The sequence below is a fragment of the Acinetobacter sp. TY2 genome (assembly GCF_046269225.1).
Classification (GTDB): Bacteria; Pseudomonadota; Gammaproteobacteria; order Pseudomonadales; family Moraxellaceae; genus Acinetobacter.
Genome location: NZ_JBJZOR010000029.1, coordinates 13379 through 36830 on the forward strand (window position 1 = coordinate 13379; position 23452 = coordinate 36830).

The following is a 23452-nucleotide window of genomic DNA, read 5'->3' on the forward strand; positions in this document are numbered from 1 at the left end:
GCGAAAGGATTGAAAGAATGAGTAATACAGAACAGCAAATCGAACAAGAAATTCAAGACAAAGGCTTAAATGCACCACGTTTAACCCCTGATCTTATTGATTCAAAAATCAAAGCAATTCGTTATTTAAACGGTGATATTGAACCTGCTTATGCACATGAAGATTATTTTGCAAAAGAAGATAAAAACACTCCATGTTTAACTATTTGCATTTTAACTTTAGAAAATGGGTTCACAGTTACAGGTGAATCGGCATGTGCCAGTCCTGAAAACTTTGACAAATTGATTGGTCAGAAAATTGCGTACCAAAATGCACGTGAAAAAATTTGGATGCTTGAAGGGTATTTACTGAAAGATAAATTGCATAACAACATTGGCTAACACCCAACAAACCGCACCTTAAAAGCCCTCAAGCTAATCAAAACTTGAGGGCTTTTTTATGACATCAACAAAAATATCTATCTGCAATCATGCGCTGTCTTTAATTGGAAGCCGTTCAATTGCAAGCTTTGAGGAAGAAACAACTACGGCTGAACATTGTCGAAATGTCTATGATCACACACGTAAAGCGGTACTTCGTGATCATCCGTGGTCATGTGCTAAAAAGCGCACCATTCTCGCACCCATTACAACTTATCCATCGTTCGGTTTTAGCCATGCATTTCCATTACCGCGTGATTTTTTACGTTTGATTGATGCAGGTCAATGTAAATACGAAATCGAAAATCGTCATATTCTTGCGAACGCTGAACAGGTCCAATTGATTTATATCTTTGACAATAACAACGAAGACACATGGGATTCATTACTTGTTGAGGCTATGACATTAAAACTAGCTTCACGCTTATGTAAACCGCTTACTGGTAGTGATGCTGCAGGTGAATCGGCAAAGGCTGAATATGAACGGCAAATTAAAAAAGCACGTGGAGTAAACGCCCAAGAACGGCAAAGTGAAGACATGCAATATGCGGAATCTTCTTATATTTGGAGTCGTTACTAATGCGTAGTTGGGTATTAAAAAACAATTTAAGTAGCGGTGAATTATCTCCTTTGCTTTGGACTCGTACCGATGTACAGCAATATGCAAATGGAGCTAAACGTCTTTTAAATGCTATTCCGTTAGTGGAGGGTGGTGTAAAGAAAAGACCAGGTACACGTTTTAGAATGGCGCTCACTGGTGCATTACGATTAATTCCGTTTATTCCTAATTCTGAAAATGCTTACATGTTGATTTTGGGCGTAGGGTTTTTAAGAGTTTACGATCCACGAACTCAATCTATTGTTTGGGAAACATTTACACCATTTAATACAGTGCAGAAAGTCAAAGAAATCCAATTCGCACATACTCGTTATCGCATGTATATGGTTCAAGGTGATACACCGGTACAACGCTTACTGTGCTCTGCTGATTTTGATAATTGGCAACTTACACCTTTCACTTTTTCGGTACAGCCTACGGATGAAATAGGTACTTCACCAAATGTGGCATTGAAGCCTAGTGGCGTTGAAGTAGGAAAAACGATTAGCCTAACTGCTACAGCATTTCCATCGTGGAATAGTACTGAGCAGTATTTAGCAGGCGATCGTGTAATTCATGAAGGTCAGACATGGCGAGCGTTGATCGATAATAAAAATGTACAGCCTGCAGAAAGTGCAACTCAGTGGCAAGAAGTAACGAGCACGGATGCATCTGTATTTACCTCTGAACATGTTGGAGCTGTGGTATCGATCAATGGTGGCCAAGTAAAAATCACATCCATTAGTTCTTCTGCGATTGCTATGGGTGAAATCATGGTGAAGTTAACCACTGACATTCAAGCTATTGCAAAGTCTTGGACATTGAATTCATTAGCATTCACGGCAAGTACTGGCTATCCACGTTCAGTTGTATTATTTAAACAGCGCCTTGTATTTGCCAATACTAAAACAAATCCGAATCAATTTTGGTTTAGTTCAATTGCTAGTGATGGTGATTTCTTAGAATCAACAGATGATGCAGATGCTTTTAGTGTCGCTTCATCGTCTAGTCAATCGGACAATATATTGCACTTAGCACAGCGTGGCGGTGTTGTCGCACTCACAGGTGGGTCAGAATTCTTAATTAGCTCAGCTGGTGCGCTAACACCTGCATCCGCTCAAATAGAGCAACACACAACATATGGTGCACAAAAGGATGTGAAGCCCTGCCTTGTGGGTAATGAATTATTATTTGTTCAGCGTGGTGGTGAGCGATTACGTGCATTGACTTATCGTTATGAAGTTGATGGTCTTGTATCGCCTGAACTATCAGCCATTGCGCCACATATTGCACAGAACAATGCTGGCATTAAGGAATTGACCTATCAGCAAACGCCTTATTCATTGGTTTGGATTGTGCTTAATTCAGGAAAAGTTGCATCGATCACTTTAAATCGTGATCAAGAAATGAATGCCTGGGCGTTACATGATTTTGGTGGTGATGTTGTTTCTGTATGTGCTTTGCCTACAGTCACAGGTTCAGACCAATGTTATATGCTTGTGAAAAGAAGTGGAGCGACATATTTAGAGGAATTAATAGAGTCAGCTCAGAGTGATTGTGAATTTATATATTCTCCTGAGAATAAGATTCCATTTTCAAATCTAAATACGCCTTACCTGAATTGGCGTGACCTAGATGGATATTGGTATTCGCCTAATTTGAACATGTCCAAAGAAACAGGAAAAACATATTATTGCGGACAGGCATTTTCGTTTGAAATTGATTTATTACCTCCTGATTTCAGTCAGGTGCCAAGTACAACCATGTTTCATAAAATCTCAGTCCATGAGGCTGTTATATGGATTAAAGATAGTATTGGTGGTTATGTAAATGATCGTGAATTACAGCATAAGAAAGTGTCCGCTGATGCTTTTAAAAACCTATTGTTTACAGGTTATGTGGACATAGCTTTGACAGGTTGGCAACCACTTCACGAACTTACATTAAAAATAACACACAACAAACCGCAACCATTCCACGTTCAAAGTGTCTCTATGTTGGTATCAATTAATGAGAAGTAGAGATGCTTGTAAGAACTGCAACAATTCAGGATTTAGGAACGCTTGTTGATTTCGGCAAGCGTCTTACCCAAGAATCGCCAAAATTCAGAGCGCAAGGCTTTGATGAAGATCAGGCAGTTAAATTATTCACTTATTTGATTCAAGGAAATGAATCCATTTTTCTTATCTGTGATGAGTACGATAATCCTGTCGGTACGCTAATTGGATGTTTAGATATTGATTGGCGTACAAATCATCGTTTGGCTTTTGAGCAAGGCGTGTATGTACTTCCTGAATATCGTGCAAGCGGTGTAGGTAGTGAACTAGTTCAGTACTTTATCGAGTGGGCGAAGATCAATAATGCTGATCGTATTCAGCTTGGCACAATCTCAGGCATTCATGCAGATAAAACAATAAATATATACAAGTCACTCGGTTTTGAGCTGATCGGCTATGTCCTAGAAATGGAGGTTTAATCATGTGTGGAGGCAAAGGTGGAATGATCGGATCTATTTTTAGTGGTGTGGAAAACATGGCCAATGCAGTTCAGTCTGATGCAGTGGCTAAAGGCAATGCTAAAACTGTTCGTTCAGTTGCTCAATTAAATTCTAAGAAGATTATTGAACAAGGTAAAAAAGATGCATCCTCAGCACGTGCAGCAGCTGCTGAAAATGGATTAGATGTGGATGTGGGTTCTGCTGCAATGATTCAAGATGAAATCATTGGTGACGCTTCTTATAACTCAACGATGAATTTGAGTGATGCAAATTGGCAAGCCAAGCAGATCAAACAGCAAGGCAAGATGCAACGTAATAACTACGGCATGAAATCAGCCAGTAGTTTTGCAGAGGCTGGTGTACAAGCGATGGGGTGGAAATAATGCAAATACCACGTTCACAAGGTCGAGATACAGCTAAACCAACTTTACAGCAACATACACCCATGACTGGACTATCTAGTTTAGGTAATGTGATTGGTGGGGCTGTACAGGCACGTGATGATAAATTGCGTGAGCAAGAGGCACAGTCAAAAATGATAGGGCTCTACCATGATCAAATAGCCGAACAAGAAGCCAAAGTAAAACTTGATGATGTGATGACTACTCAAATGAATGAGCAAGTCACATTGGTAAAAAATGAGTTGGCCAACGGCACTATTAATGCCACAAAAGCCAATGAAAATTTAAAGGCATGGTCAGACACACGCTATAAAGAGCTTGAAAATGACATGCCTATGCATGCACGTGAAAAATTAAAAGGCTATTGGGATGACAATATAAATCGTCAGAGTTCGAGTTTTTTACCCCTTCAGCTTCGTGCCGATGCTCAAAAGGGTACGCTTATTGCTGATCAAGCTTTTGATATTTCAACGCGTCAGGATCGTGTAGCAGGTCGTGCGTACCTTGTTAAAAACTTAGAAAGTCTGAATTTAAGTGTCGCTGATAAAGCCGAACGACTCGCAAAATATGATACGACTCGTGATCTTATGACCATCGATCAGCGTGTAACTTCTGCAGTTGAAGCTGAAAATACGGATGATTTAAAAACTCTACTTGGTGAGGTCCGGGGCGGTAGCTTTACTTATGTTGATGGCCCAACGATTCAAAACAAGGAAAAGGAAATTTTAAGTCGGATTGGTGCATTAGATAAGCAAGCTGAAGTAAAAGAAAATAAGCGTCTGCAAGTATCAGGCAAAGTTTTTAATGACTATAAAAGCCAAGTTTTAACGGGTATGGCTCTTGATAGTGATTATACGGCGAATATTGAGCAGGCTGTAAAAGGCACAGAGCATGAAGCTGAATTTCAATTTTACAAAAATCAGTCCCAAAACTTTCAAAATTTCAGCCGTAAAAGTAGCTCTGAAATGTTGTCACTGATTAATCAGCAAAAAGCTTCAATGAAGAATAGCTCATCTTCTGATCCTGTCACTGGTGAGAAAATTTTAGCTGTGTATGAGGGTATGTATAACGAAAAGCTTAAAACGATTAAGGATAATCCAAACCAAGCAGTACAGGAGGCAGGCTTAAAACCAAACCAACTGACAGGAATGGAACTTAAAAGTAATGCTGCCTCATTTGCTACCAAGGCAATTGAAAATGGTATCAATCAATTTGCATTGAAAGATAACAATGTTTCGCTTAAGCCTATTTCCAATGAAGACTTACCTGATGCTAAAAAAGCATTTGATGAGATGGGGGTTAATGGCAAATTGGACTTTATTGGTCATTTGATAAGCCAAGCAAGTCATGTTCCCAATGGTGCCAAGATTTGGGGTGCTACGCTTGGACAGCTTGGTGGTAGTGATACAGCCTACATTATGGCAGGGGCAGCACGCGCCAATGGCTTTAGATCAAATACAGGTGAAGATGTTGCGACTGCAATTATTAGTGGTACACAGGCTTTAAAGAATAAGCAATTGATTATGCCTAAAGATGATTTATTGAGATCTGAATTCAATAATTATGTTGGAAAATCAGTTATTGGTGTGACCTCAGATTTGAATTTCGCAGCATTTAAAGCAATTTATGCTCATTTGTCTGAACGTGATGGATATCAGCACAAAGATAAGGATGAACTTAATAAATCATTAGCAAAAACGGCTTTAAGTTTGACGACAGGAGGTGTGTATAGCCAAGATATTAAATATGGTAATCAGAAAACATGGAAAGTGTCTAAACCTTACGGCATGCAAGATGAAGCTTTTGAAAGTACTGTGAGTGCAGGCTTACGACATATATCTTCACAGACAAATATTCCAATAGCTGAGTTAGAAAATTTCCGCTTAAGTCGTTCAGACAATCGATCTGCAAAGGGTGAGATTCAGTATGACCTAGTGAATGAACGCGGTAACCCTTTAATTGTTGGCAAAACAATATGGCGTGTGCAAATGCCAGGGAGAACTAAATAATGTCAAATTGGCTCTCAGAATATTCAGGTGAAGAACAACGCCAAGTCGATGAAGTAAATCGGCAAGGTATTGCAAATGCACCAATAGAACAAAAAAAACAACCAGGTCTGTTTTCAGGTGCAGTTGCATCGATCCCCAAAGGTATAACAGCAGGTACAGCAAAAGTACTTGATACGGTATTTAAACCCATTGATGCCGTAACTGATCGCCTAGAACATACGTTTAAAGATTTAAGCACCAATGAATTTATTGAGCCATATAGCGAGTTTAAGCAGAAGAGACAGCTTGAACGTACAAGTCTTTTGGTTGATTCGGTTGATTATCTCAAAGATCAAGAAAATACAGGGATGATTGGTAGTATTGGATTTTCGCTGAGTGATTACATTACACGTGCTGTTGTGGGTAGTGCGGTTGGTGGTTTACCTGGTGCTGCAGGTGTTACAGGTTTATCTGAAACAAATTTCGTTTATCAAAATTTAACGCATAAGGGTGTTGATAGTGAAACAGCAACCAAAGTAGCTGTGACCGATGGTGTTGTCGCAGGTGCTGCAACAATATTGCCTATTAAATACGGTTTTAAAGGTACAGGTGGTTTGATTGGTGATGCGGCATTATCAATCGGTGGATCAACGGCTTTAATGACCGCAGGGCAATATCTGAGTGGCAACATACTTGATAGCCATGATTATGCGGAACAAGCGAAGTACTACGAAATAACAAAAGAAGGTTTAGCCACAAACGTTATTCTAAATGCTGTTTTATTTGGCGGTGCACGTGGTTATCAGTATCGCCAAAATACTGCAGTTGAGACTGCACCACCTACACAGCATGTAGGTACATCCGATGCACCCACTACAGCACCACTTGATGCCGATACGATAGCGGCTCGCCAAGATTTAACTGAGCATACATTGGTTGCTAACGAGTTGGATTATGAAAACATTTCAATGCCTGTGCGTACTACAGACCCAATTCAACAGAATAATCATTTAATTAATTTAGATACTGCTCGATCACAAATCGAAAGTGGCCAACCTGTAAATGTGCCTCGTACTGTTACAGGTGATCCAAAGCCCAAAGTTAAAAATTATGAAACTATGGCTATTCCTGAGAATGCCAAGTTAATTGCACGTAAGGCACGACAAGACAATATAGATCCATCTGTTGCTTTAACGATTAGTCATCTTGAAACAGGTGGAAAATTTGATTCTACGGCACGTCCACCGATACGAGAAGATGGAACAAGAGCATCTACAGCGCATGGTCTTTTTCAGATTGTAGATAAAACATGGAGAGGTCAAGGTGGTGGTAATCGTAATGATGTGAATGAACAAATTAAGCAAGGTTTGAAGCATATTAAAAATGCTAACAACTACATTACCAGTAAAATTGGACGAGCACCTGTAGCACACGAACAGTACCTAGGACATTTATTGGGACCAGGTGGGGCAGTTGCGGTACTGAAAGCCAATCCCAATGTAAAGCTGATTGATATTGTTCGTAAATACGATGCTGAAAATGCTACTGCTATTGTAAATAATAACGGCATGAAAGGCTTAACAGTGGGGCAAGCCATTAATAAGTGGGAAAAGAAATGGAATACTTTAAGTGCGAAGTACGGTGGTGAAAGTCAAACTGCCTATGGCATGAATGGTTCAAGTTATGAATTTGCTTATGAAGTAAAATCGCTTGATGATCTGATTGCATCAAATGACCAAGCATACGGTGTAAATCCTCGTTATCCATCTGAATTACAGCCACGTGATAGAACACGTGAAGCATCACGTGAGCAGATTGAAAATATGGCAGATGCTCTTAAGCCAGAATGGTTAGGTGAATCACATAAACTGTCTGATGGTGCACCGATTATCGGCATGGATCATGTTGTTGAATCGGGCAATGGTCGAACACTGGCAATTGGTAAAGCGTATCAAACAGGCAAGGCAGATGCCTATCGTCAATTTGTGAATGATTTTGCAATTAGTCGTGGTTTAGATGTAGATGGCATTAATAATCCTGTATTGGTGCGTACACGCTTAACCGATACTGACCGTGTCGAATTTACAAAGCTTGCAAATGAAGCGGACGTGGCACAATTCAGTACCACTGAGCGAGCATTAGTAGATGTTGATCGTTTACCTGATGCTGGACTGCTTAAAATCAATAATGACGGCACATTGAATATTGATCAAAGCATGGATTATGTTCGTGGCTTTGTCGATCGGCTTCCACAGTCAGAACGAGCAGCTGCTATCACGCCTGATGGGAAGTTATCGCAAGAGGGTAAACGGCGTATTGAGTCAGCGATTGTTCAACATGCCTATGGTGATTCTAATCTTGTTAAACGTCTCTCTGAAAACTTAGATGATGATAGTAAAACGGTTTTGAATGCTTTACTGAAATCAGCCCCACAACTTTCACAACTCAATACATTAGTGAAACAAGGTGGGAGACATGAAAACACAATTGCGAGTGATGTTGTTCAAGCTGCTCAAAAATACAGTGATCTAAAAGCTAATGGACTAAACGTTAAAGACTATTTAAATCAAGGTTCCTTATTTGATGATGGTTTATCTGCAGGTGCGCGTGACTTTCTGAATGTATTTGATACCAACAGCAGAAGTGCAAAAGCGATTGGTGACAACATTCAATCAAAAGTAAATGAGATTGAAAGCCGTGGCGATCCAAGACAAGGGCAATTGTTTGGAGAAACTGCAGAAGAAAAGGCCGCTTTAGATGTCATTATGAATAATCCTGATCAATCCATTACGGTTAGCAGACAACGTCCTGATGGTGAATTTGAAGAAATCACAATGACTTTACGTGATCGACTGGATGAATTGGAAACAGAAGCGAAAATCGCTGAACAGGATGTATTGGCAACTCAAACCGCAATTAGTTGTGCTTTGCAATTTGGATAATAGTATAATTACTAGGCAGATAGGCTGATCACCGAAAGGCATTTTACCTGAATGCTTTCCGCAACTATTATTAGGTATTGCAGAGGTGCATATGATTTTATATACAGAGATTGTGGGCGGTCCCCAAGATGGAGAGTTGATAAGCATTTGGAACAATAGCTTTGATGCTTTACCTGTAGCCGATAAAGATAATTTAGCTGGATATGAGAAAGTTCCAGCTAAATTGGCAATATTCAGATATAGAAAAGCAAAAGTCTATTTAGTTTTTAATAATCAATATTATTTTAGGGAATTTTTTATTTGCAATAAATCTGACCAAGATCAAGCTGCAAAGAGTTTTAGGAACTATTTCAATCCAGTGTTTAAAAAATAATTTCATCACCCAACAAACCCCATCACAATCAATGCTCAGATAATAAAAATTATTTGAGCATTTTTTATGAAAGATCAATGTAAGCAAGCTGTAGCAAAAGCTTTAGGTAAAACCACACTGACCGCTAAAGAAGCAACGGACATTGAAGCAAAAATAAATCAGGCAATGAAAAACCTTGCTAAGCAAGACATTCAGAAATGGCGCAATTTAAGTCCTAATGATCGCCTTGTGGAAGCAGGGAAACAAGTTGCTATAGACATCATGTCCGAAGTTAAGCGCAAAAATAAAATAGCTGCACAAGATATTTTAATTCAATCAAAAAATCTTGCTTTACAAGATCATCCGACATTGCCTTCTTCTCAGGTGGTTGACCGTATGATTGCCATGCATGGTGACATGTCAGGCATTCAATCAATCAACTCACAGTCAAGAGCGATTGCATCTGTCTACCGTGGTGAATTACTAGATTTCTATACAAAGATCAAAGGCGGTTTGGGTGTTTGGACAGATAAGGTTCTAGTGCGTGACATTGTTCAGGAACGTTTTGGTAAAGACTCAGGCAATCCAACAGCTAAAAGCATTTCAGACAAAATGGGCGAAGTATTTGAGGGAATGCGAGAGCGTTTCAATCGCTCAGGTGGTGATATTGGAAGGTTGTTGAATTGGGCATTACCACAAACGCATAGTGCAGAAAAAATGGTGGTTGCTGGACGTGATTATTGGGTGAATTTTGTTTTCCCTAAACAAGATCGTAATAATTTTGTGCATGAAGATGGGCGTTTATATTCAGATGATGAATTGAAAGATTTGTTGCAATACTCGTTTGATTCGATCACCAGTAATGGCGCAAACAAATTAGAAATAGGTCGTCAGACTTTTGGTGGAAATTCCAAAGTTACAAGTAAACATAATGAAAGCCGTGTCTTACATTTTAAAGATGCTGATTCTTGGATGGAGTACCAAGAAAAATTTGGAGGAATGCAGTTTGTAGACTTGGTGGAAGCGCATATTAATGGGCTATCTAAAGATATTGCTTTGGTTGAAAACTTGGGAAGTAATCCTAAAGGTGCGATGAAAATTTTAATGGATGCTGCGCGTCAAAAAGATTGGAAAAACGGTGTAAAAATTAATGATACAACATCAACATTGAATCGCTCTCAAGTCATGTTTGATGAGTTTATGGGTGCAAACATGCCTGAAAATGAAGTCTTGGCAAATATTGGCTTAGCATATCGATCAATGAATGTAGCTTCAATGCTTGGTGGTACAACACTTTCATCATTGACTGACCAAGCCATGATTTTAAAGACCGCTCAGATTCATGGTATTTCATACCGTAAAGCATTCGGTGAAATCATTAGCCAATTAAATCCGAAGAATAAGGCTCACCGTGATTTAGCGCATAGTTTAGGTTTGGCCACTGAAGAAACAGTTGGAACAATAGCTCGATGGGCAGACGATGGACTGACTTCTGTGCATGGAAAAGCTGAAATGGCTGCAAAGGGTTCAAGCTCTCTTGCTACCCAAGTTCTTCGGGCATCAGGATTAAATGCGCTTACTGCAGCAAGTAAACGTGGTTTTTCAAAAATGCTTATGGATAAGTATGGGCGAATGACGCGTGATAAAACATGGAATGACCTAGCACCTATTGACCGTGAGTTATTAGAGGGAACAGGGTTAAACGAGCGTACTTGGGAGATTATGAAGCTTGCTGAGCCTGTAAATGATGGACGAGGTAATCAACTTATGTCGGCTCGTTCGATCTATGAAATACCTGATAATTTACTGACTAAATTTGGTGATCCAAGCAAAGTTCGCGATGAAGCCGCTACACGCTTCCAAGCACATATTTTAGATGAGCAAGGCATGGCGGTCATTGAAGCTGGATTGCGCGAAAAAACATGGATGACAGGTAGTTTAAAAAAAGGTTCGGCTATGGGTGAAATCTTACGCTCAATGCTTCAATTTAAATCTTTTCCTGCAGCGTTAATGATGAAACATGGTAGCCGTGGTTTTAGCCGTCCAACCGTTGCAAGCAAGGCAATGTATTTAGGTTCATTGGTTGCCCTTACAAGTTTATTAGGTGGCCTTGTCGTGCAACTTAAAGAAATTGCCAATGGTAATGATCCTGCAACTATGTGGGATAGTGACGATCCACAAAAAACAGTTGATTTTATGAAGCGCTCAGTTGCTCAAGGTGGTGGTTTAGCTATTATGGGGGATATTGTTGTTGCTGGTATGGATCCAACAGGACGAGGCGTAGACGGTATTTTAGCTGGTCCATTTGGCTCAGATGTTAAATCTCTTTTAAACTTGACTGTTGGTAATGCTACACAACTTGCAAATGGTGTAGAAACCAATGCAGGGAATGAAGCCTTTAAATTTGTGAAAGGAAAAATACCGGCACAAAACTTGTGGTATTCAAAAGCCGTAGCAAATCGTTTATTGTTTGATGAATTACAGGATACGATTGCACCAGGTTATCGTGATCGAGTGATGCGAAAAGCTGAAAAACAATATGGTCGTACACAGTGGCTAGGGGATGATTGGGGCGATATTCAGGCTCCAAATTTTGAGAGTATGATTAAATGAAAAAAATATTAGTGTTTTTAATTGCAAGTTTATTTATATCTAGCACTTTTGCAGAAAGAGATAGGAGTGAAGATAGTTACTTTATACGTAATATTAATTCAGGTGATACTAATCAAGGTGAATGTTCCATCATATTCCGTGTAACTACAACTACTAACGCATTAGTTGATGTTAGGGAAATAGATTTTCATGCGGTATTGAAAGATGGGCAGGGAAAAGTTGTTGATTGGTTAATGGTAACAGTACCTGAGTCTGAAATTTATGACATGGTACAGCCATATTTTGATGTTTCATTAGATAGTAAAAAAGTTTGTAAGGCTATAGGTCATTCTGTTGTATTTAATAAAGTAGAGGTTAAATATAAAAACTCACTACAATCAATAGATATTGTCCAATCAAAACAATTAAAACTATCTAATTTTAGACCAGTTAAAATTATTATTGGGTCACAATAACTCACCCAACAAACCATAACTTAAACCCTCGTATAACTTCTTATTATGCGAGGGTTTTTATATGTCAGATGAAAAAAAGAAAGTGGGTCACTTAAAGCCTGAAACTAAGGAAAAGCTAATCCTTTGCTTGGAAATGGCAGGCACAGACACAGTTGACCTTATGACTGAGGCTTATGGCAAAGACATTTTTGATAAGGATGGTCGTGGCGATAAGGTCTGGTTGTATAAAGGTGCAAAAGAAGCGCTGACATGCATGGAGAAGCTTAAGCGTATTCTGAATGACGATGAGCTATCTGTAGGTGATCCAAACGATCGTAAAGTTTCGCCTGAATCTCAAGCAGCTGAATTACTTAAAGCTGTATCTGAAAAACTCGAAGCACGTAAAAACCAACGTCCGAGTTAATTATGATTCAGGTCGGTTTTGCCGCGTTCTATCTCGTTTATGCTGAAACGCTGAATTGGGATATTCCCGATTTCCATTTAGATGTCTGTGATTTCTTAGAAGATTATGGCTCGCTTGGCTTATTGATGATGCCACGTGGACACGGCAAATCGACCATTCTTGATATTTATAATGCATGGAAGCTATATAACAATCCAAACCATTTAATTCTGCATCAAGGGGCAACAGATCCTGATGCTTATAAAGTCAGCCGAGGTACAGAACAAGTATTAGAACGTCATCCACTTTGTCAATTATTTAATATTAAAAAAGTCCGTGGTGAGACACAGAAATGGTGGGTCACAGGATCAGATGATGTGCGTCATGGGTCAATTCATGCACGTGGCATTATGTCCAACGTAACTGGTTCACGTGCACATGAAATTCAAAATGATGATGTCGAAGTACCAGGGAATATTGGTACACCTGAAGCACGTGTAAAACTACGTTATCGCTTGGGTGAACAGACATTTATTTTAATACCAGGAGGACAGGAGCTTTACGTTGGCACACCGCATACACATGATTCTTTGTACTCCGAAATCATGCAGAATCCCGATGCAAAGTGCTTAATTTTCCGTATGTTTGAAAAGGAGAAGCGCTTTGAAACAATCATTGAATGTTTTGTTGATTTTAAACCGGTATATATTTTTAGTGGTATTGGTCGTAACTCTAAATTACTGACTGCAGGGAAAGATTTCCAAGTCCATAAAAGCGGTAGTGGTTTTAAAATCACATTTGATGAATCGCACCATCTCATCGATGTCTATAGTGAAGCTTTATGGCCCGAACGTTTTACTGCAAAAGAAATGCAGAAGCGTAGACGCAAATGCCGAACATTGAACGAATGGGACTCTCAGTATCAGTTACATGCAAAGCCTGTTGGCGATGTTCGTTTAAATCCTGAAAAGCTTGTGCCGTATGATGTTGAACCTATGCTTAAACGTGCAAATGGTGAATATTATATGACGCTTGGTGAGCGTCTTATTGTTGGTATGACCTGTAGTTGGGATCCATCGGGAGGAAAAACTAAATCAGATACTTCTGCTGTTGAATTAGTCCTACATGACGATATTGGTAATAAGTATTGGCATCGATCAATTGAGCTTACAGGAGGAGTAGTTGAGCATGATGGGCAGGGTAATATTAATGGTGGTCAGGTATGGCAACTTTGCGACTTGGTTGAAGAATATAAAATTCCTCGTATAACAATTGAAACTAACGGTATTGGTGGCTTTGCACCTGCATCACTCAAAGGTGCATTGAAGAAACGTAAAATTCGATGTGGTGTGAAAGAGCAACACTCAAGCCAAAATAAAAATAAACGAATTCTTGAGGGGATTGAGGGTCCTTTAATTTCAGGTATGTTATGGGTGCATGTTTCTGTAATTGATACACCCGATGGTGAAAACACTTCAAAGCAATATAAACAGATGCAACTATTTAACCCTGCACTAACAGAACAAGAGGATGACCATCTTGATTCACTTGCAAGAGCAATAACGGAAGCCCCCGAACGAGTGGGTAAAATACACAACAATCTTGAAGCAAATGAATCGCCTAATTGGAGACCAGACAGTGGTGTACATGAAGCCACTTTAGATTTTGAACAATAGGGTGATTATCATGGCAGTACAGCAACAAGAGCCGTATAACGAATATACAGGAAATGGTATTACAACCACATTCATTATTGGTTTTGATTGTGATGTTCAAGAACATTTGATGGTTACGATTGACGGCTTAGAGGCTGGTTATGGCAGTTGGAACTTCAATAATTCTGCTGTTACTTTTAATATTGCACCAGAGGTCGGTGTTAACATTAAGTTGCAACGGAATACACCTGTAGAAAGAATGACTGAATTTCAAAGTTATGATAATTCATTTCGACCTGAAACAATCAATGCGGATTTAGATAAAATTATCAAAATTTTGCAGGAACAAGGCTATACCGATGCAACACTTATTAATGAACTAGCTAAAGAAATCTACGATCGCTCACTTCAAAATGCTGAACTAAAAGGGCAGATAGATAATCATACGCTTAGTATTTTTACAATCACAGCAATACAACAAGATGAAATTAGTAAACGCATTCAAGGTGACCAGGAAGTTGCATCTGCTGCACGAGAATATACGGATCTTATGCTAAGAATGAATAATACTTCGCCTTCTTTTTTTGATGGTGTTACAGACAATGTTGTGATGACTGAAACTGGATTATCACAAAGACAAATCAATCGAATTACAGTAAAAACATTAGATACTATTGATGATTTGAGGACATATAAAGGTAATAAAAATAAAAATATAGTCGAAGTTAGCTCATATCATTTAGATAGTACTACTGGTGGTGGGACATTCTATTGGGATGCAACCAGTAAAGAACTTGATAATGGTGGTACGATCTTCAAAGTCATAAATGTAGAAACAGGTCGTTGGAAACGACAATACACTAAACTCACATTCGAAGATTTTGGTGTTGTTGGAAATGATCGTGCAGTTGATGATGCTATAGGTATTCAAAAAGCAATTAACTATCTACAAACACAAGTAAATGGTTCAATTTCAGTAGGCCGTGAGGGAGCGATTTACTACTTCAAATCACCTGTAATTATGACAGGTACAGAAGTTTATGTTACCGAACAAAATAAAATGACTGTAGATTTTACAGGCTCAAAAATTATTCCAATAGTTAGTAATATTGTTTGTATTGTTGTAAATAGAAATCACGTTTATTTAAAAAATCCACATATTCAGAGTAATGGTAGCGCCTCAAATAATATTGGTATTTTATTTGGATCATTAACGCCTGAAATTAAAGGTGGAACATGCTTCTGTAAACTTGAAAACTATACGGCTGAATATCTCTCTGTAGCGTTTAAAGCTCAACCCACATTAACTAAAAATGGATTGAATTCAGGTGCTTATTATAATGAAATTATTAGCCCAGTCTTCATGCATACAGATTATGGCTTCCAATTCACAGGAAATGATCTTGCATTAGATAACCAAAATACTCGATATAACATCTTCAATCCTAGACAAGTCGGTGGTGACTTTATGTTTAGGCTCGAATGCTGTGAAACATTAAAGGTATACGGTGGTAGTGCTGAGTTTATTGGGAACACTACAAAAAATGGTTCTGTAATCTATATACCGAAAAAGTACCCAAACCATCTATTAGATAATCAGGGTATTGCCTTTTTTGGATTAGTCGCTGAAGCATGCAATCGTTTATATGAAAACTACTCTTATGATTTGGGTATGTTTGGTATCAGTCCGATTAACTCAGCTAAGCCAAGTATCATGGGGGCAGGCGCACGGATTAATAATGAAATGATTGGTCGTGTCCAAATTACTTCCGATACAGTGGATTTTGATCCAATTTTATCTATTACGAGTAAACCATTAAATAAACAAATTTTCATGCGTATAGATAATTCCGGTGTTCCTCAAATTTGGGCAGATTCAACAATCAATATCACTCAGCATGTTGAGCTTCTTAATAATATTTTGAGTGCGGGAACAGTCAGAGCAAAACAAGAACTGTACTCACCTAAAATTGTATCGCCTCTTGGTGAACTCATATTAATGAGTAACAATGGCGCTAATGGTGGATTCTTATTAAGCAATAATGCAAATAGCGGTATGCTGTGGAATTCAGCAGAAAAAGATACCGTTTTTGGTGGTTCTCCTGCTGTGCGTGGCAGTTCCGATGGCGCAATTAAATTAGGAACGGCAACGTATCGTTGGGGTGATATTTACGCAACCAATTCAGTAATTCAAACTTCAGATGAACGATATAAAGAGCAATTCCGATCATTGGTTGAAGCAGAGAAAGCTGCTGCCTTAGAAATCAAAGCGAGTATTTGTATTTATAAGTTTAAAGATGCAATTGAGCTGAAAGGAACAGATGCTAGGTGGCATGTAGGTGTTAAAGCTCAACAAATTGTTCAAATCATGACTAATCATGGCTTAGACTGGAAAGAATACGGCTTTATTTGTCATGATTCATGGGAAGCGACAGAAGACCAGACAATCACAATTGAGCCTGAAACTTACGATGAAGAAGGAAATATCCTTACTGAAGCTGTAATAAAAACTATAAAAGGTATAGAGGCAGGAGACAGATATGCAGTTCGCTATGAAGAATTAACAATGTTTATTTTGTCTTCAATGTAGCCCTATAGATTATTTAGAACACTTTATAACTCAACAAACTAAAACTAACCCTGATCTTTAATTAGATCAGGGTTTTTTATTGTCAAAATTAGAGGGGAACACATTGAACGATCCAATTTCAATTAAGGGCTTACCATGGCTATTTAAAATTATGGCTGCAGTAATTGGGGCTATATTTGCCCTTACTTTATCGGGAGATATTGATACTCAGGGGCGCATTAAAATCACAATGGGCGTGATTATGAAATTTACTTTTAGTGTGGCCATTAGCCTTTATGGTGGTTCTGCATTTATTGAGTATTACGACTTAAGCCATTACTCACATATGTCACAGGGCTTTGTGATGTTAATTTTTGCCATCTTTGGAATGCTGTGTATTGGTATTGCTTACCAGTCGGTTCGCCTACTGAAAGGTAAATCCTTTATGGAAATTATTTCCGAAATTAAAGAAGCCTTTGGAGCGATATTTAAATGAAAGCAATATTTGATTATTTACGAAAAATTAGCGGTGGTTCACTCACTCAGAAGCAAGTTGATGCTACAGATCAGCTGATTGCAATTGCTTCAGATACTGTTGCTGATATGCTTGGAATTGCGATTGATAACGCAATGCAAGTGAGTGCTACAGGCATTAATTTGATCTGTGGTTTTGAAGGCTTAAAACTCAAAGCATACGATGACGGTGTTGGTGTGTGGACCATCGGATTTGGTACCACGATTTATCCGAATGGCATCAAGGTTAAAAAAGGGGATGCTTGCACCGAAGCACAAGCCAAAGCGTATATGGCACATGATTTAAAGAAATTTGAATCGGCTGTAAATAGTGCTGTAATTGTGCCGATTAATCAAAATCAGTTTGATGCATTGGTATCGCTTGCCTACAACATTGGTACAGGAGCTTTTAAAGAATCTACGTTGGTTAAAAAACTGAATGCTGGAGATATTCGTGGTGCAGCTGCTCAGTTTGATGTTTGGAATAAAGCTGGGGGCAAGGTGATGCAGGGGCTTGTGAATCGTCGTGCTCTAGAACGAAAGTTGTTTGAGAAAGCCCTCAAGTGAGGGCTTTGAATCTTATAGCTTTTCTAAACGTTCTAAAAATTCTCCGACTGCTATAAGTACAGCCATTTGGTCATGAAAAATATCAATCTCATTATGGTTGTAAATTGAGTATTTAAGACCAAGGTCCGTAATATTTAAATAATAAAATTCACTGTTGGCATCACAAAATATATAAATATAATCAATTGGTTGCTGTATATTTAGATTGGAGATTTTGGGGGTCTCGAAATCATTTTTAATCTTATGGAAAATATCCATCCATACGCTTAAAGAGTGCTTAAATTGATTAATGGTTTCGGTAAGTTCATTATCATTGGTTGAAAAAGAATAAACTTTTATAAGAATCAAAGCTTCCTGAAGCTCCTCAATTAAATTTGTAATTATATTAAAATCAGGGATATTAAATTCTAAAGTTTCATCAATTTTATTATTTAGTCCGGTTATATACTTATATCGGTCATTTAAAACTATAGCATTGCCTTGGTCTGAGCGAATACCTTTTATAATAGTTGGGATTTTATGGAATTTTATAATAATGCTAGAGATGTTTTTCAATTGCTCAGAATATTTGGTTTGCTTTTTCCAATCAGTATATAAACTACTACCAATATAAGCAGCACCAAGTGTAGAAAGAACTGATAAAAATGAAAGGCTAGCAGTCCAAGATTCTTTAAATAAATCCTTTACACCAGTTTGAGCATATAAAATAAATGTAATGATATAAAAAATAACAACTAAGTATGATATTGTGCCAAAAGTATTAATTAATGTTTTTTTAATATCATGATTCATAAGGAAATCTGTTTTGTTTAACTTGACTATATGTTATCAATTTATCTTTAATAAATCTTCCAAACTAAAATAATCTCTCGTCAATTTCTCACGACTCATTCTTCATTTGCGATTTTTGAAATAGCGCTATTTTATTTACATTAGTTATCAATAATTGTAACAGACTGGGTAGCCTAGACCTGTAATATAAATTATTAATGATCTTGCAAGTTCGCCAACTCAAGAGTAATTTTTAGTTGGTTTTTTGCTCCCTCAATATGTGGATAAGTTTGCATTAACACCAAAACTTCACCATTGTAAGATAAAGTATTGATTTTTATAGAGAGTATCTAAACAATGATTTTAGTGACAGGTGGTTTAGGCTTTATTGGTTCACATGTTGCACTGACATTGTTGGCACAGGGGCATGAGGTAATTTTGGTCGATAATCTTGCAAACTCAAATTTGCAAGTTTTAGAACGCCTTGAATATATTGCCAATATGTATATTCCTTTTGTGAAAATTGATGTACGTAATACCCCTGCATTAAACAAGGTTTTTGAACAATATCCGATTGATGCGGTGATTCATGCTGCAGGGTTTAAATCAATCGAAGAGTCTTTGCAAAAACCTCTTGAATATTATAATGATAATGTCAGTTGTATCATGAGTTTATTGCGCTCGATGCAACGGTCTGGTGTGCGTAAATTGATTCATTTATCGAGCCTTGCTGTGTATGGGCAGTCAAGCTTAACTCTGAATGAAGAATTGGAACTCAATTTTCATTATCAGAATCCTTATGTGAAATCACAGCAAATGATTGAAGAAATCATCAGAGATACCTTTCAAACGGATAGTGAATGGCGTATTGCAATTTTGCGTTTGGGGAATGTTGCAGGCGCATTTGAACATGGGGGTTTGGGTGAATATATTGCGCCATTACCCAAAAATATTATTCCTTTAGCAATGCAGGTGGCTTCAGGACAACGAGAACTGATTGAACTACGTAAAAGTACTGAAACGGAAGATGGAAGTTTTGAGCGTAGTTTTGTGCATGTGATTGATGTATGTAGATCGATTCATGCGAGTTTGTATTGGCTATCTACACAAGAACAGCATTGTTGTGAAGCGATCAATATTGTAGGTGAAGTCAGTTCCATTCGTCATGTACTGAAGCTTTTGGCTGAAATTACTGAGCAAGCCATTCCAGTGATAGATTCAGAATATTGTTTCAATGAATTGGCACAAATAGGCTCTCAAAGTGATAAAGCGGAAACATTATTGGGTTGGACTACCCAGAAAAGTTTAAAGCAAATGATTGAAGATCAATGGCGGTTTTATCAGAATACATTAAGTGTTAAAAATTAATAATGATTATCATTTACATTATTTGATGATTTGGTTAAACTGAGAATGATCCTGATATTCAACATGTTTTTGAATCAGAATAAAACGAAATTGATCATTTTATAAAGTTGAGGTTGCTATGCAAACAAGAATTGAACATGACACAATGGGCGAAGTTGCAGTTCCTTCAGAAGCCTTATGGGGTGCGCAAACTCAACGTAGTATTGAAAACTTTAAAATCGGTATTGAACACTTACCTCGTGCAATGATTCGCGCAATGGGCTTAGTGAAAAAAGCAGCCGCAATGACCAATGCTGAGCTTCAGCAGATTCCACAAGAGTTAGCTGGCTATATTGTAGATGCTGCCGATGAGGTGATTGCAGGGCAATGGGATAGTCAATTTCCACTTGTGGTCTGGCAGACGGGTTCAGGTACGCAAAGTAATATGAACTGTAATGAAGTCATTGCCAATATTGCCAATCAAAAACTAGGCAATCCGCTTGGCGCACAAAAACCTGTGCATCCCAATGATCATGTCAATCGTGCACAATCGACAAATGATTCTTTTCCAACAGCCATTCATGTGGCAGCAAGTTTGCAAATTAATGAGCTTTTGATTCCTGCTGTGCAACAATTACGTAACACTTTAAATCAGAAGTCAGAAGAGTTTAAAGATATTGTCAAAATTGGGCGTACACATTTGCAAGATGCGACACCATTAACCTTAGGTCAGGAATTTAGTGGTTATGTGTCACAACTTGATCATGGTATCAAACGCTTACAACAAGCTTTGACAGGACTTTATGAATTGCCTCTAGGTGGAACGGCTGTAGGAACAGGCTTAAATGCGCATCCTGATTATGCAGAAAAAGCAGCAGATCAATTGGCAACATTAACAGGTTTACCTTTTGTCACAGCACCCAATAAATTTGAAGCCCTCGCAGGACGAGATGCTGCAGTATTTGCATCGGGTGCATTAAAAACACTAGCAGCAAGTTTAAATAAAATTGCCAATGACATCCGTTGGCTGGCAAGTGGTCCACGTTGTGGTTTGGGTGAATTGCATATTCCAGAAAATGAGCCAGGTTCGAGCATTATGCCAGGTAAAGTCAATCCAACGCAGTGTGAAGCGATGACGATGGTCGTTGCTCAAGTGATGGGGAATGATACAACAATCAATTTTGCAGGTGCTTCAGGTAATTTTGAATTAAATGTATTTATGCCTGTAATTGCTTATAACTTAACGCAGTCAATTCAGCTTTTAGGTGATGCCTGTAATAGTTTTAACGAGCATTGTGCTATCGGAATTGAGCCAAATCGTGAAAAAATTGATCATTTCTTACATAATTCTCTGATGCTTGTAACCGCACTAAACCCCGTGATTGGTTATGAAAATGCGGCAAAAGTGGCTAAAACAGCATATAAACAAGGAAAAACGTTAAAAGAAGTTGCTGTTGAATTTGGACTAGTAACTGCGGAGCAATTTGATGAAGTAGTACAGCCTGAAAAAATGGTTTTTCCAAATGCAAAATAAAAGCTGATGAGTATTTTTAATAGGTGCATTGTCCATTGTTCGGCTCAATGTACCTAGAAAATGAGTTGAATTTCAGAATAAATGAGTTGAAATATATAACACCAAGGCATTTTCTGCGTACAATATGCCTTGGTTATTTTGAATGATGAAGATTATGCTTGAAGTTTTTTTAACAGATGTACAGAACAAGGTGCAATTCAAGGACTATCCTGGTGATCATCCTGTTAAATTTATTTTGAATTTTAAAAAAATATTTCCAAGTGTAATGGAGTTATTATTACCTGTTTTACCTGAAAGTGAAGATCTTGAGCAAATGACGTGGGAGTCGACTACACAAGATTTTGAAACTTTTAAAAAGCTATTAAGTGGATGGGGTGTGATTGAATTGCGCTTACAAGCCTTAAGTCAGTATAAAAATAAAAAATTTGCTGATCAGTTAGTCAAGCAAGCTCAGGCAAAACGTAAGTTATATGCCAAAGAACAAAAGAAACTCAGTACAGTTGAGTTGGATTATTTATTGATGCATGAAATTCACGCACTCATTGATGCTGAATTGGTTGAATTAGGCGAAAAGTTTTATTTACCCATTCTACGTGATTTATGGAAAGGTCAACTTTCAGCTCATGTCTTAAATGCTAAATTCTAAATTAGTAAAATAAATTACGGTGAAAAATGAAAAGGGCAAAATATTGCCCTTTTTTTATGATCAATTTTTGGTGAAACAACTGGGGAATTTAAAGTTGATAAAACTTTAAACTCAGTCTTGCAAAAAGTAACAATTTGAATTGAGTGTTTAAATCAAAAGCCAAGTATGATTTGTTGCAGTCATAAAACTTAAAAAAGGAAAAATAAATGACAGATTTAACCAATATTGTAGAAATTCTTGCAAAACAAGCACTCGGTGGCGGACAACAACAATCACAGCAAGATGGTTTAGGCGGGATTTTAGGTTCAGTCCTTAGTGGCTTGGGGGGCGGACAACAACAATCACAACAAGGCGGATTAGGCGGAATTTTAGGTTCAGTTCTTGGTGGTTTGGGTGGGGGACAACAAAATCAAGCACCGCAAGCAAATGGTTTTAATGCGTCATCACTTTTAATTGCTGTTGTGCCACTTATTTTGGGGTGGATTCAAAGTAATGGGGGATTGCAAGGTGCATTGGCGAAATTACAAGGCGCAGGTCTTGGAAATCAAGTTCAAAGTTGGGTTGATCCATCACAAGGAAATGGCAATGTGGATTTACAACAAATTCAGAGTTTGTTTAATGGTCAAGAAATAGAGCAAGTTGCACAACAAGCACAAGTGCCAACGACTGAAGTGTATGGTGCTATTTCGACTGTTCTACCACAAATTATTGATTCATTGACGCCACAAGGTGATGCAACAGATCATGGTGAAGCAAATTCAGATATTCAGAATGTAATGAATATGGTCTCAGGGTTTCTAAAATAAAATAGAAAAATGATATAAAATATAAGGCTTTAAACCTAAAGAATTTAAAGCCTTTTTTATTGCTACGATGTCTATATTCACATATTAATGAATATTAGATCGTTTTTTTATCATAATACGCTATGTTAGCAATAATAGTTTTCTTATTTCAGAACAACAACTTAAAAAAGAATTAAATCAAATGATTTTGTCATACTTAGCATTTGATTAAAAAATTAGCTTTTAATCTTAAAATAATTATTTATAAAAAACATGTATTTATGATTGTTTTGGTTTATAAAGCGAGCACCTAAAAAATTAAAATTCAAAAAAGGGTTGTGTGGTATAAAAAATACTGTAGAATGCACATCCATCGGCGGTGATGAAGATTAAAACTTCTTGATAAACAAGGACTTGA

20 protein-coding genes and 1 pseudogene are annotated in these 23452 nt (G+C 37.8%); 20 read left to right on the forward strand and 1 reads right to left on the reverse strand.

Annotated features, from left to right (window positions below; translation table 11 throughout):
• Nucleotides 1–17 precede the first annotated feature (17 nt).
• The 15 genes from ACK1JC_RS14795 to ACK1JC_RS14865 all read left to right on the forward strand — a co-directional run bounded on the left by ACK1JC_RS14795 (nt 18) and on the right by ACK1JC_RS14865 (nt 17951).
• On the forward strand, nt 18–380 hold the full coding sequence (locus tag ACK1JC_RS14795) for a Gp49 family protein (protein WP_409512639.1): 363 nt from the start codon (nt 18–20) through the stop codon (nt 378–380).
• A 58-nt stretch (nt 381–438) separates the two neighbouring features.
• Nucleotides 439–999 (forward strand): hypothetical protein, encoded by a 561-nt coding sequence (locus ACK1JC_RS14800; protein ID WP_409512640.1) that lies wholly within the window; start codon nt 439–441, stop codon nt 997–999.
• Nucleotides 999–3038 (forward strand): carbohydrate-binding protein, encoded by a 2040-nt coding sequence (locus ACK1JC_RS14805; RefSeq protein WP_409512641.1) that lies wholly within the window; start codon nt 999–1001, stop codon nt 3036–3038. Before ACK1JC_RS14800 ends, ACK1JC_RS14805 begins: the two co-directional genes overlap by 1 nt.
• Nucleotides 3039–3040: 2 nt before the next feature.
• Nucleotides 3041–3493, forward strand: a complete 453-nt coding sequence (locus ACK1JC_RS14810) for a GNAT family N-acetyltransferase (RefSeq protein ID WP_409512642.1) — start codon at nt 3041–3043, stop codon at nt 3491–3493.
• A 2-nt stretch (nt 3494–3495) separates the two neighbouring features.
• On the forward strand, nt 3496–3897 hold the full coding sequence (locus ACK1JC_RS14815) for a hypothetical protein (RefSeq protein ID WP_409512643.1): 402 nt from the start codon (nt 3496–3498) through the stop codon (nt 3895–3897).
• The gene (locus ACK1JC_RS14820) at nt 3897–5924 is read left to right on the forward strand and encodes a methyl-coenzyme M reductase (RefSeq protein WP_409512644.1); all 2028 of its coding nucleotides are present in this window, start codon (nt 3897–3899) and stop codon (nt 5922–5924) included. The genes ACK1JC_RS14815 and ACK1JC_RS14820 overlap by 1 nt, the downstream gene beginning before the upstream one ends.
• A complete protein-coding gene (locus tag ACK1JC_RS14825) occupies nt 5924–8845 on the forward strand; it encodes a lytic transglycosylase domain-containing protein (protein WP_409512645.1) in 2922 nt (973 codons plus the stop codon). Before ACK1JC_RS14820 ends, ACK1JC_RS14825 begins: the two co-directional genes overlap by 1 nt.
• Nucleotides 8846–8936: 91 nt before the next feature.
• Nucleotides 8937–9218 carry a hypothetical protein gene (locus ACK1JC_RS14830; RefSeq protein WP_409512646.1) on the forward strand — a complete coding sequence of 94 codons (282 nt, stop codon included), beginning with the start codon at nt 8937–8939 and terminating at the stop codon, nt 9216–9218.
• Between the two features lie 66 nt (nt 9219–9284).
• Nucleotides 9285–11810, forward strand: a complete 2526-nt coding sequence (locus ACK1JC_RS14835; RefSeq protein WP_409512647.1) for a hypothetical protein — start codon at nt 9285–9287, stop codon at nt 11808–11810.
• The gene (locus ACK1JC_RS14840) at nt 11807–12265 is read left to right on the forward strand and encodes a hypothetical protein (RefSeq protein WP_409512648.1); all 459 of its coding nucleotides are present in this window, start codon (nt 11807–11809) and stop codon (nt 12263–12265) included. Before ACK1JC_RS14835 ends, ACK1JC_RS14840 begins: the two co-directional genes overlap by 4 nt.
• A 61-nt stretch (nt 12266–12326) precedes the next feature.
• Complete coding sequence (locus ACK1JC_RS14845; RefSeq protein WP_409512649.1) at nt 12327–12668, forward strand: hypothetical protein; 342 nt, start codon at nt 12327–12329, stop codon at nt 12666–12668.
• 2 nt (nt 12669–12670) lie between these two features.
• On the forward strand, nt 12671–14323 hold the full coding sequence (terL, locus tag ACK1JC_RS14850) for a phage terminase large subunit (protein ID WP_409512650.1): 1653 nt from the start codon (nt 12671–12673) through the stop codon (nt 14321–14323).
• Between the two features lie 10 nt (nt 14324–14333).
• Nucleotides 14334–16892 (forward strand): tail fiber domain-containing protein, encoded by a 2559-nt coding sequence (locus ACK1JC_RS14855; RefSeq protein ID WP_409512651.1) that lies wholly within the window; start codon nt 14334–14336, stop codon nt 16890–16892.
• A 103-nt stretch (nt 16893–16995) separates the two neighbouring features.
• On the forward strand, nt 16996–17367 hold the full coding sequence (locus ACK1JC_RS14860) for a hypothetical protein (protein ID WP_409512652.1): 372 nt from the start codon (nt 16996–16998) through the stop codon (nt 17365–17367).
• Nucleotides 17364–17951 (forward strand): lysozyme, encoded by a 588-nt coding sequence (locus ACK1JC_RS14865; RefSeq protein ID WP_409512653.1) that lies wholly within the window; start codon nt 17364–17366, stop codon nt 17949–17951. Before ACK1JC_RS14860 ends, ACK1JC_RS14865 begins: the two co-directional genes overlap by 4 nt.
• 12 nt (nt 17952–17963) lie before the next feature.
• Here ACK1JC_RS14865 and ACK1JC_RS14870 read toward each other — a convergent pair whose 3' ends face one another.
• A complete protein-coding gene (locus ACK1JC_RS14870; RefSeq protein WP_409512654.1) occupies nt 17964–18743 on the reverse strand; it encodes a hypothetical protein in 780 nt (259 codons plus the stop codon).
• Nucleotides 18744–19079: 336 nt separating this feature from the next.
• Here ACK1JC_RS14870 and ACK1JC_RS14875 point away from each other — a divergent pair, with 336 nt between their 5' ends.
• The 5 genes and pseudogenes from ACK1JC_RS14875 to ACK1JC_RS14895 all read left to right on the forward strand — a co-directional run.
• Entirely contained in the window at nt 19080–20090 is a 1011-nt protein-coding gene (locus ACK1JC_RS14875; RefSeq protein ID WP_409512655.1) for an SDR family NAD(P)-dependent oxidoreductase, read from the forward strand.
• Nucleotides 20091–20208: 118 nt separating this feature from the next.
• Complete coding sequence (gene fumC / locus ACK1JC_RS14880; RefSeq protein WP_409512656.1) at nt 20209–21603, forward strand: class II fumarate hydratase; 1395 nt, start codon at nt 20209–20211, stop codon at nt 21601–21603.
• Nucleotides 21604–21757: 154 nt separating this feature from the next.
• Nucleotides 21758–22249 (forward strand): hypothetical protein, encoded by a 492-nt coding sequence (locus tag ACK1JC_RS14885; RefSeq protein WP_409512658.1) that lies wholly within the window; start codon nt 21758–21760, stop codon nt 22247–22249.
• Nucleotides 22250–22455: 206 nt separating this feature from the next.
• On the forward strand, nt 22456–23055 hold the full coding sequence (locus ACK1JC_RS14890) for a YidB family protein (RefSeq protein WP_409512657.1): 600 nt from the start codon (nt 22456–22458) through the stop codon (nt 23053–23055).
• 106 nt (nt 23056–23161) lie between these two features.
• A pseudogene (locus tag ACK1JC_RS14895) lies at nt 23162–23266 on the forward strand (TetR/AcrR family transcriptional regulator); the annotation flags it as partial.
• Nucleotides 23267–23452 lie beyond the last annotated feature (186 nt).

Excerpts from the sequence above, each read along its gene's own strand:
- ACK1JC_RS14795 (WP_409512639.1), top strand. The coding sequence starts at position 18 with ATGAGTAATACAGAACAGCAAATCGAACAAGAAATTCAAGACAAAGGC.
- ACK1JC_RS14800 (WP_409512640.1), top strand. The coding sequence starts at position 439 with ATGACATCAACAAAAATATCTATCTGCAATCATGCGCTGTCTTTAATT.
- ACK1JC_RS14805 (WP_409512641.1), top strand. The coding sequence starts at position 999 with ATGCGTAGTTGGGTATTAAAAAACAATTTAAGTAGCGGTGAATTATCT.
- ACK1JC_RS14810 (WP_409512642.1), top strand. The coding sequence starts at position 3,041 with ATGCTTGTAAGAACTGCAACAATTCAGGATTTAGGAACGCTTGTTGAT.
- ACK1JC_RS14815 (WP_409512643.1), top strand. The coding sequence starts at position 3,496 with ATGTGTGGAGGCAAAGGTGGAATGATCGGATCTATTTTTAGTGGTGTG.
- ACK1JC_RS14820 (WP_409512644.1), top strand. The coding sequence starts at position 3,897 with ATGCAAATACCACGTTCACAAGGTCGAGATACAGCTAAACCAACTTTA.
- ACK1JC_RS14825 (WP_409512645.1), top strand. The coding sequence starts at position 5,924 with ATGTCAAATTGGCTCTCAGAATATTCAGGTGAAGAACAACGCCAAGTC.
- ACK1JC_RS14830 (WP_409512646.1), top strand. The coding sequence starts at position 8,937 with ATGATTTTATATACAGAGATTGTGGGCGGTCCCCAAGATGGAGAGTTG.
- ACK1JC_RS14835 (WP_409512647.1), top strand. The coding sequence starts at position 9,285 with ATGAAAGATCAATGTAAGCAAGCTGTAGCAAAAGCTTTAGGTAAAACC.
- ACK1JC_RS14840 (WP_409512648.1), top strand. The coding sequence starts at position 11,807 with ATGAAAAAAATATTAGTGTTTTTAATTGCAAGTTTATTTATATCTAGC.
- ACK1JC_RS14845 (WP_409512649.1), top strand. The coding sequence starts at position 12,327 with ATGTCAGATGAAAAAAAGAAAGTGGGTCACTTAAAGCCTGAAACTAAG.
- terL (WP_409512650.1), top strand. The coding sequence starts at position 12,671 with ATGATTCAGGTCGGTTTTGCCGCGTTCTATCTCGTTTATGCTGAAACG.
- ACK1JC_RS14855 (WP_409512651.1), top strand. The coding sequence starts at position 14,334 with ATGGCAGTACAGCAACAAGAGCCGTATAACGAATATACAGGAAATGGT.
- ACK1JC_RS14865 (WP_409512653.1), top strand. The coding sequence starts at position 17,364 with ATGAAAGCAATATTTGATTATTTACGAAAAATTAGCGGTGGTTCACTC.
- ACK1JC_RS14870 (WP_409512654.1), bottom strand. The coding sequence starts at position 18,743 with ATGAATCATGATATTAAAAAAACATTAATTAATACTTTTGGCACAATA.
- ACK1JC_RS14875 (WP_409512655.1), top strand. The coding sequence starts at position 19,080 with ATGATTTTAGTGACAGGTGGTTTAGGCTTTATTGGTTCACATGTTGCA.
- fumC (WP_409512656.1), top strand. The coding sequence starts at position 20,209 with ATGCAAACAAGAATTGAACATGACACAATGGGCGAAGTTGCAGTTCCT.
- ACK1JC_RS14885 (WP_409512658.1), top strand. The coding sequence starts at position 21,758 with ATGCTTGAAGTTTTTTTAACAGATGTACAGAACAAGGTGCAATTCAAG.
- ACK1JC_RS14890 (WP_409512657.1), top strand. The coding sequence starts at position 22,456 with ATGACAGATTTAACCAATATTGTAGAAATTCTTGCAAAACAAGCACTC.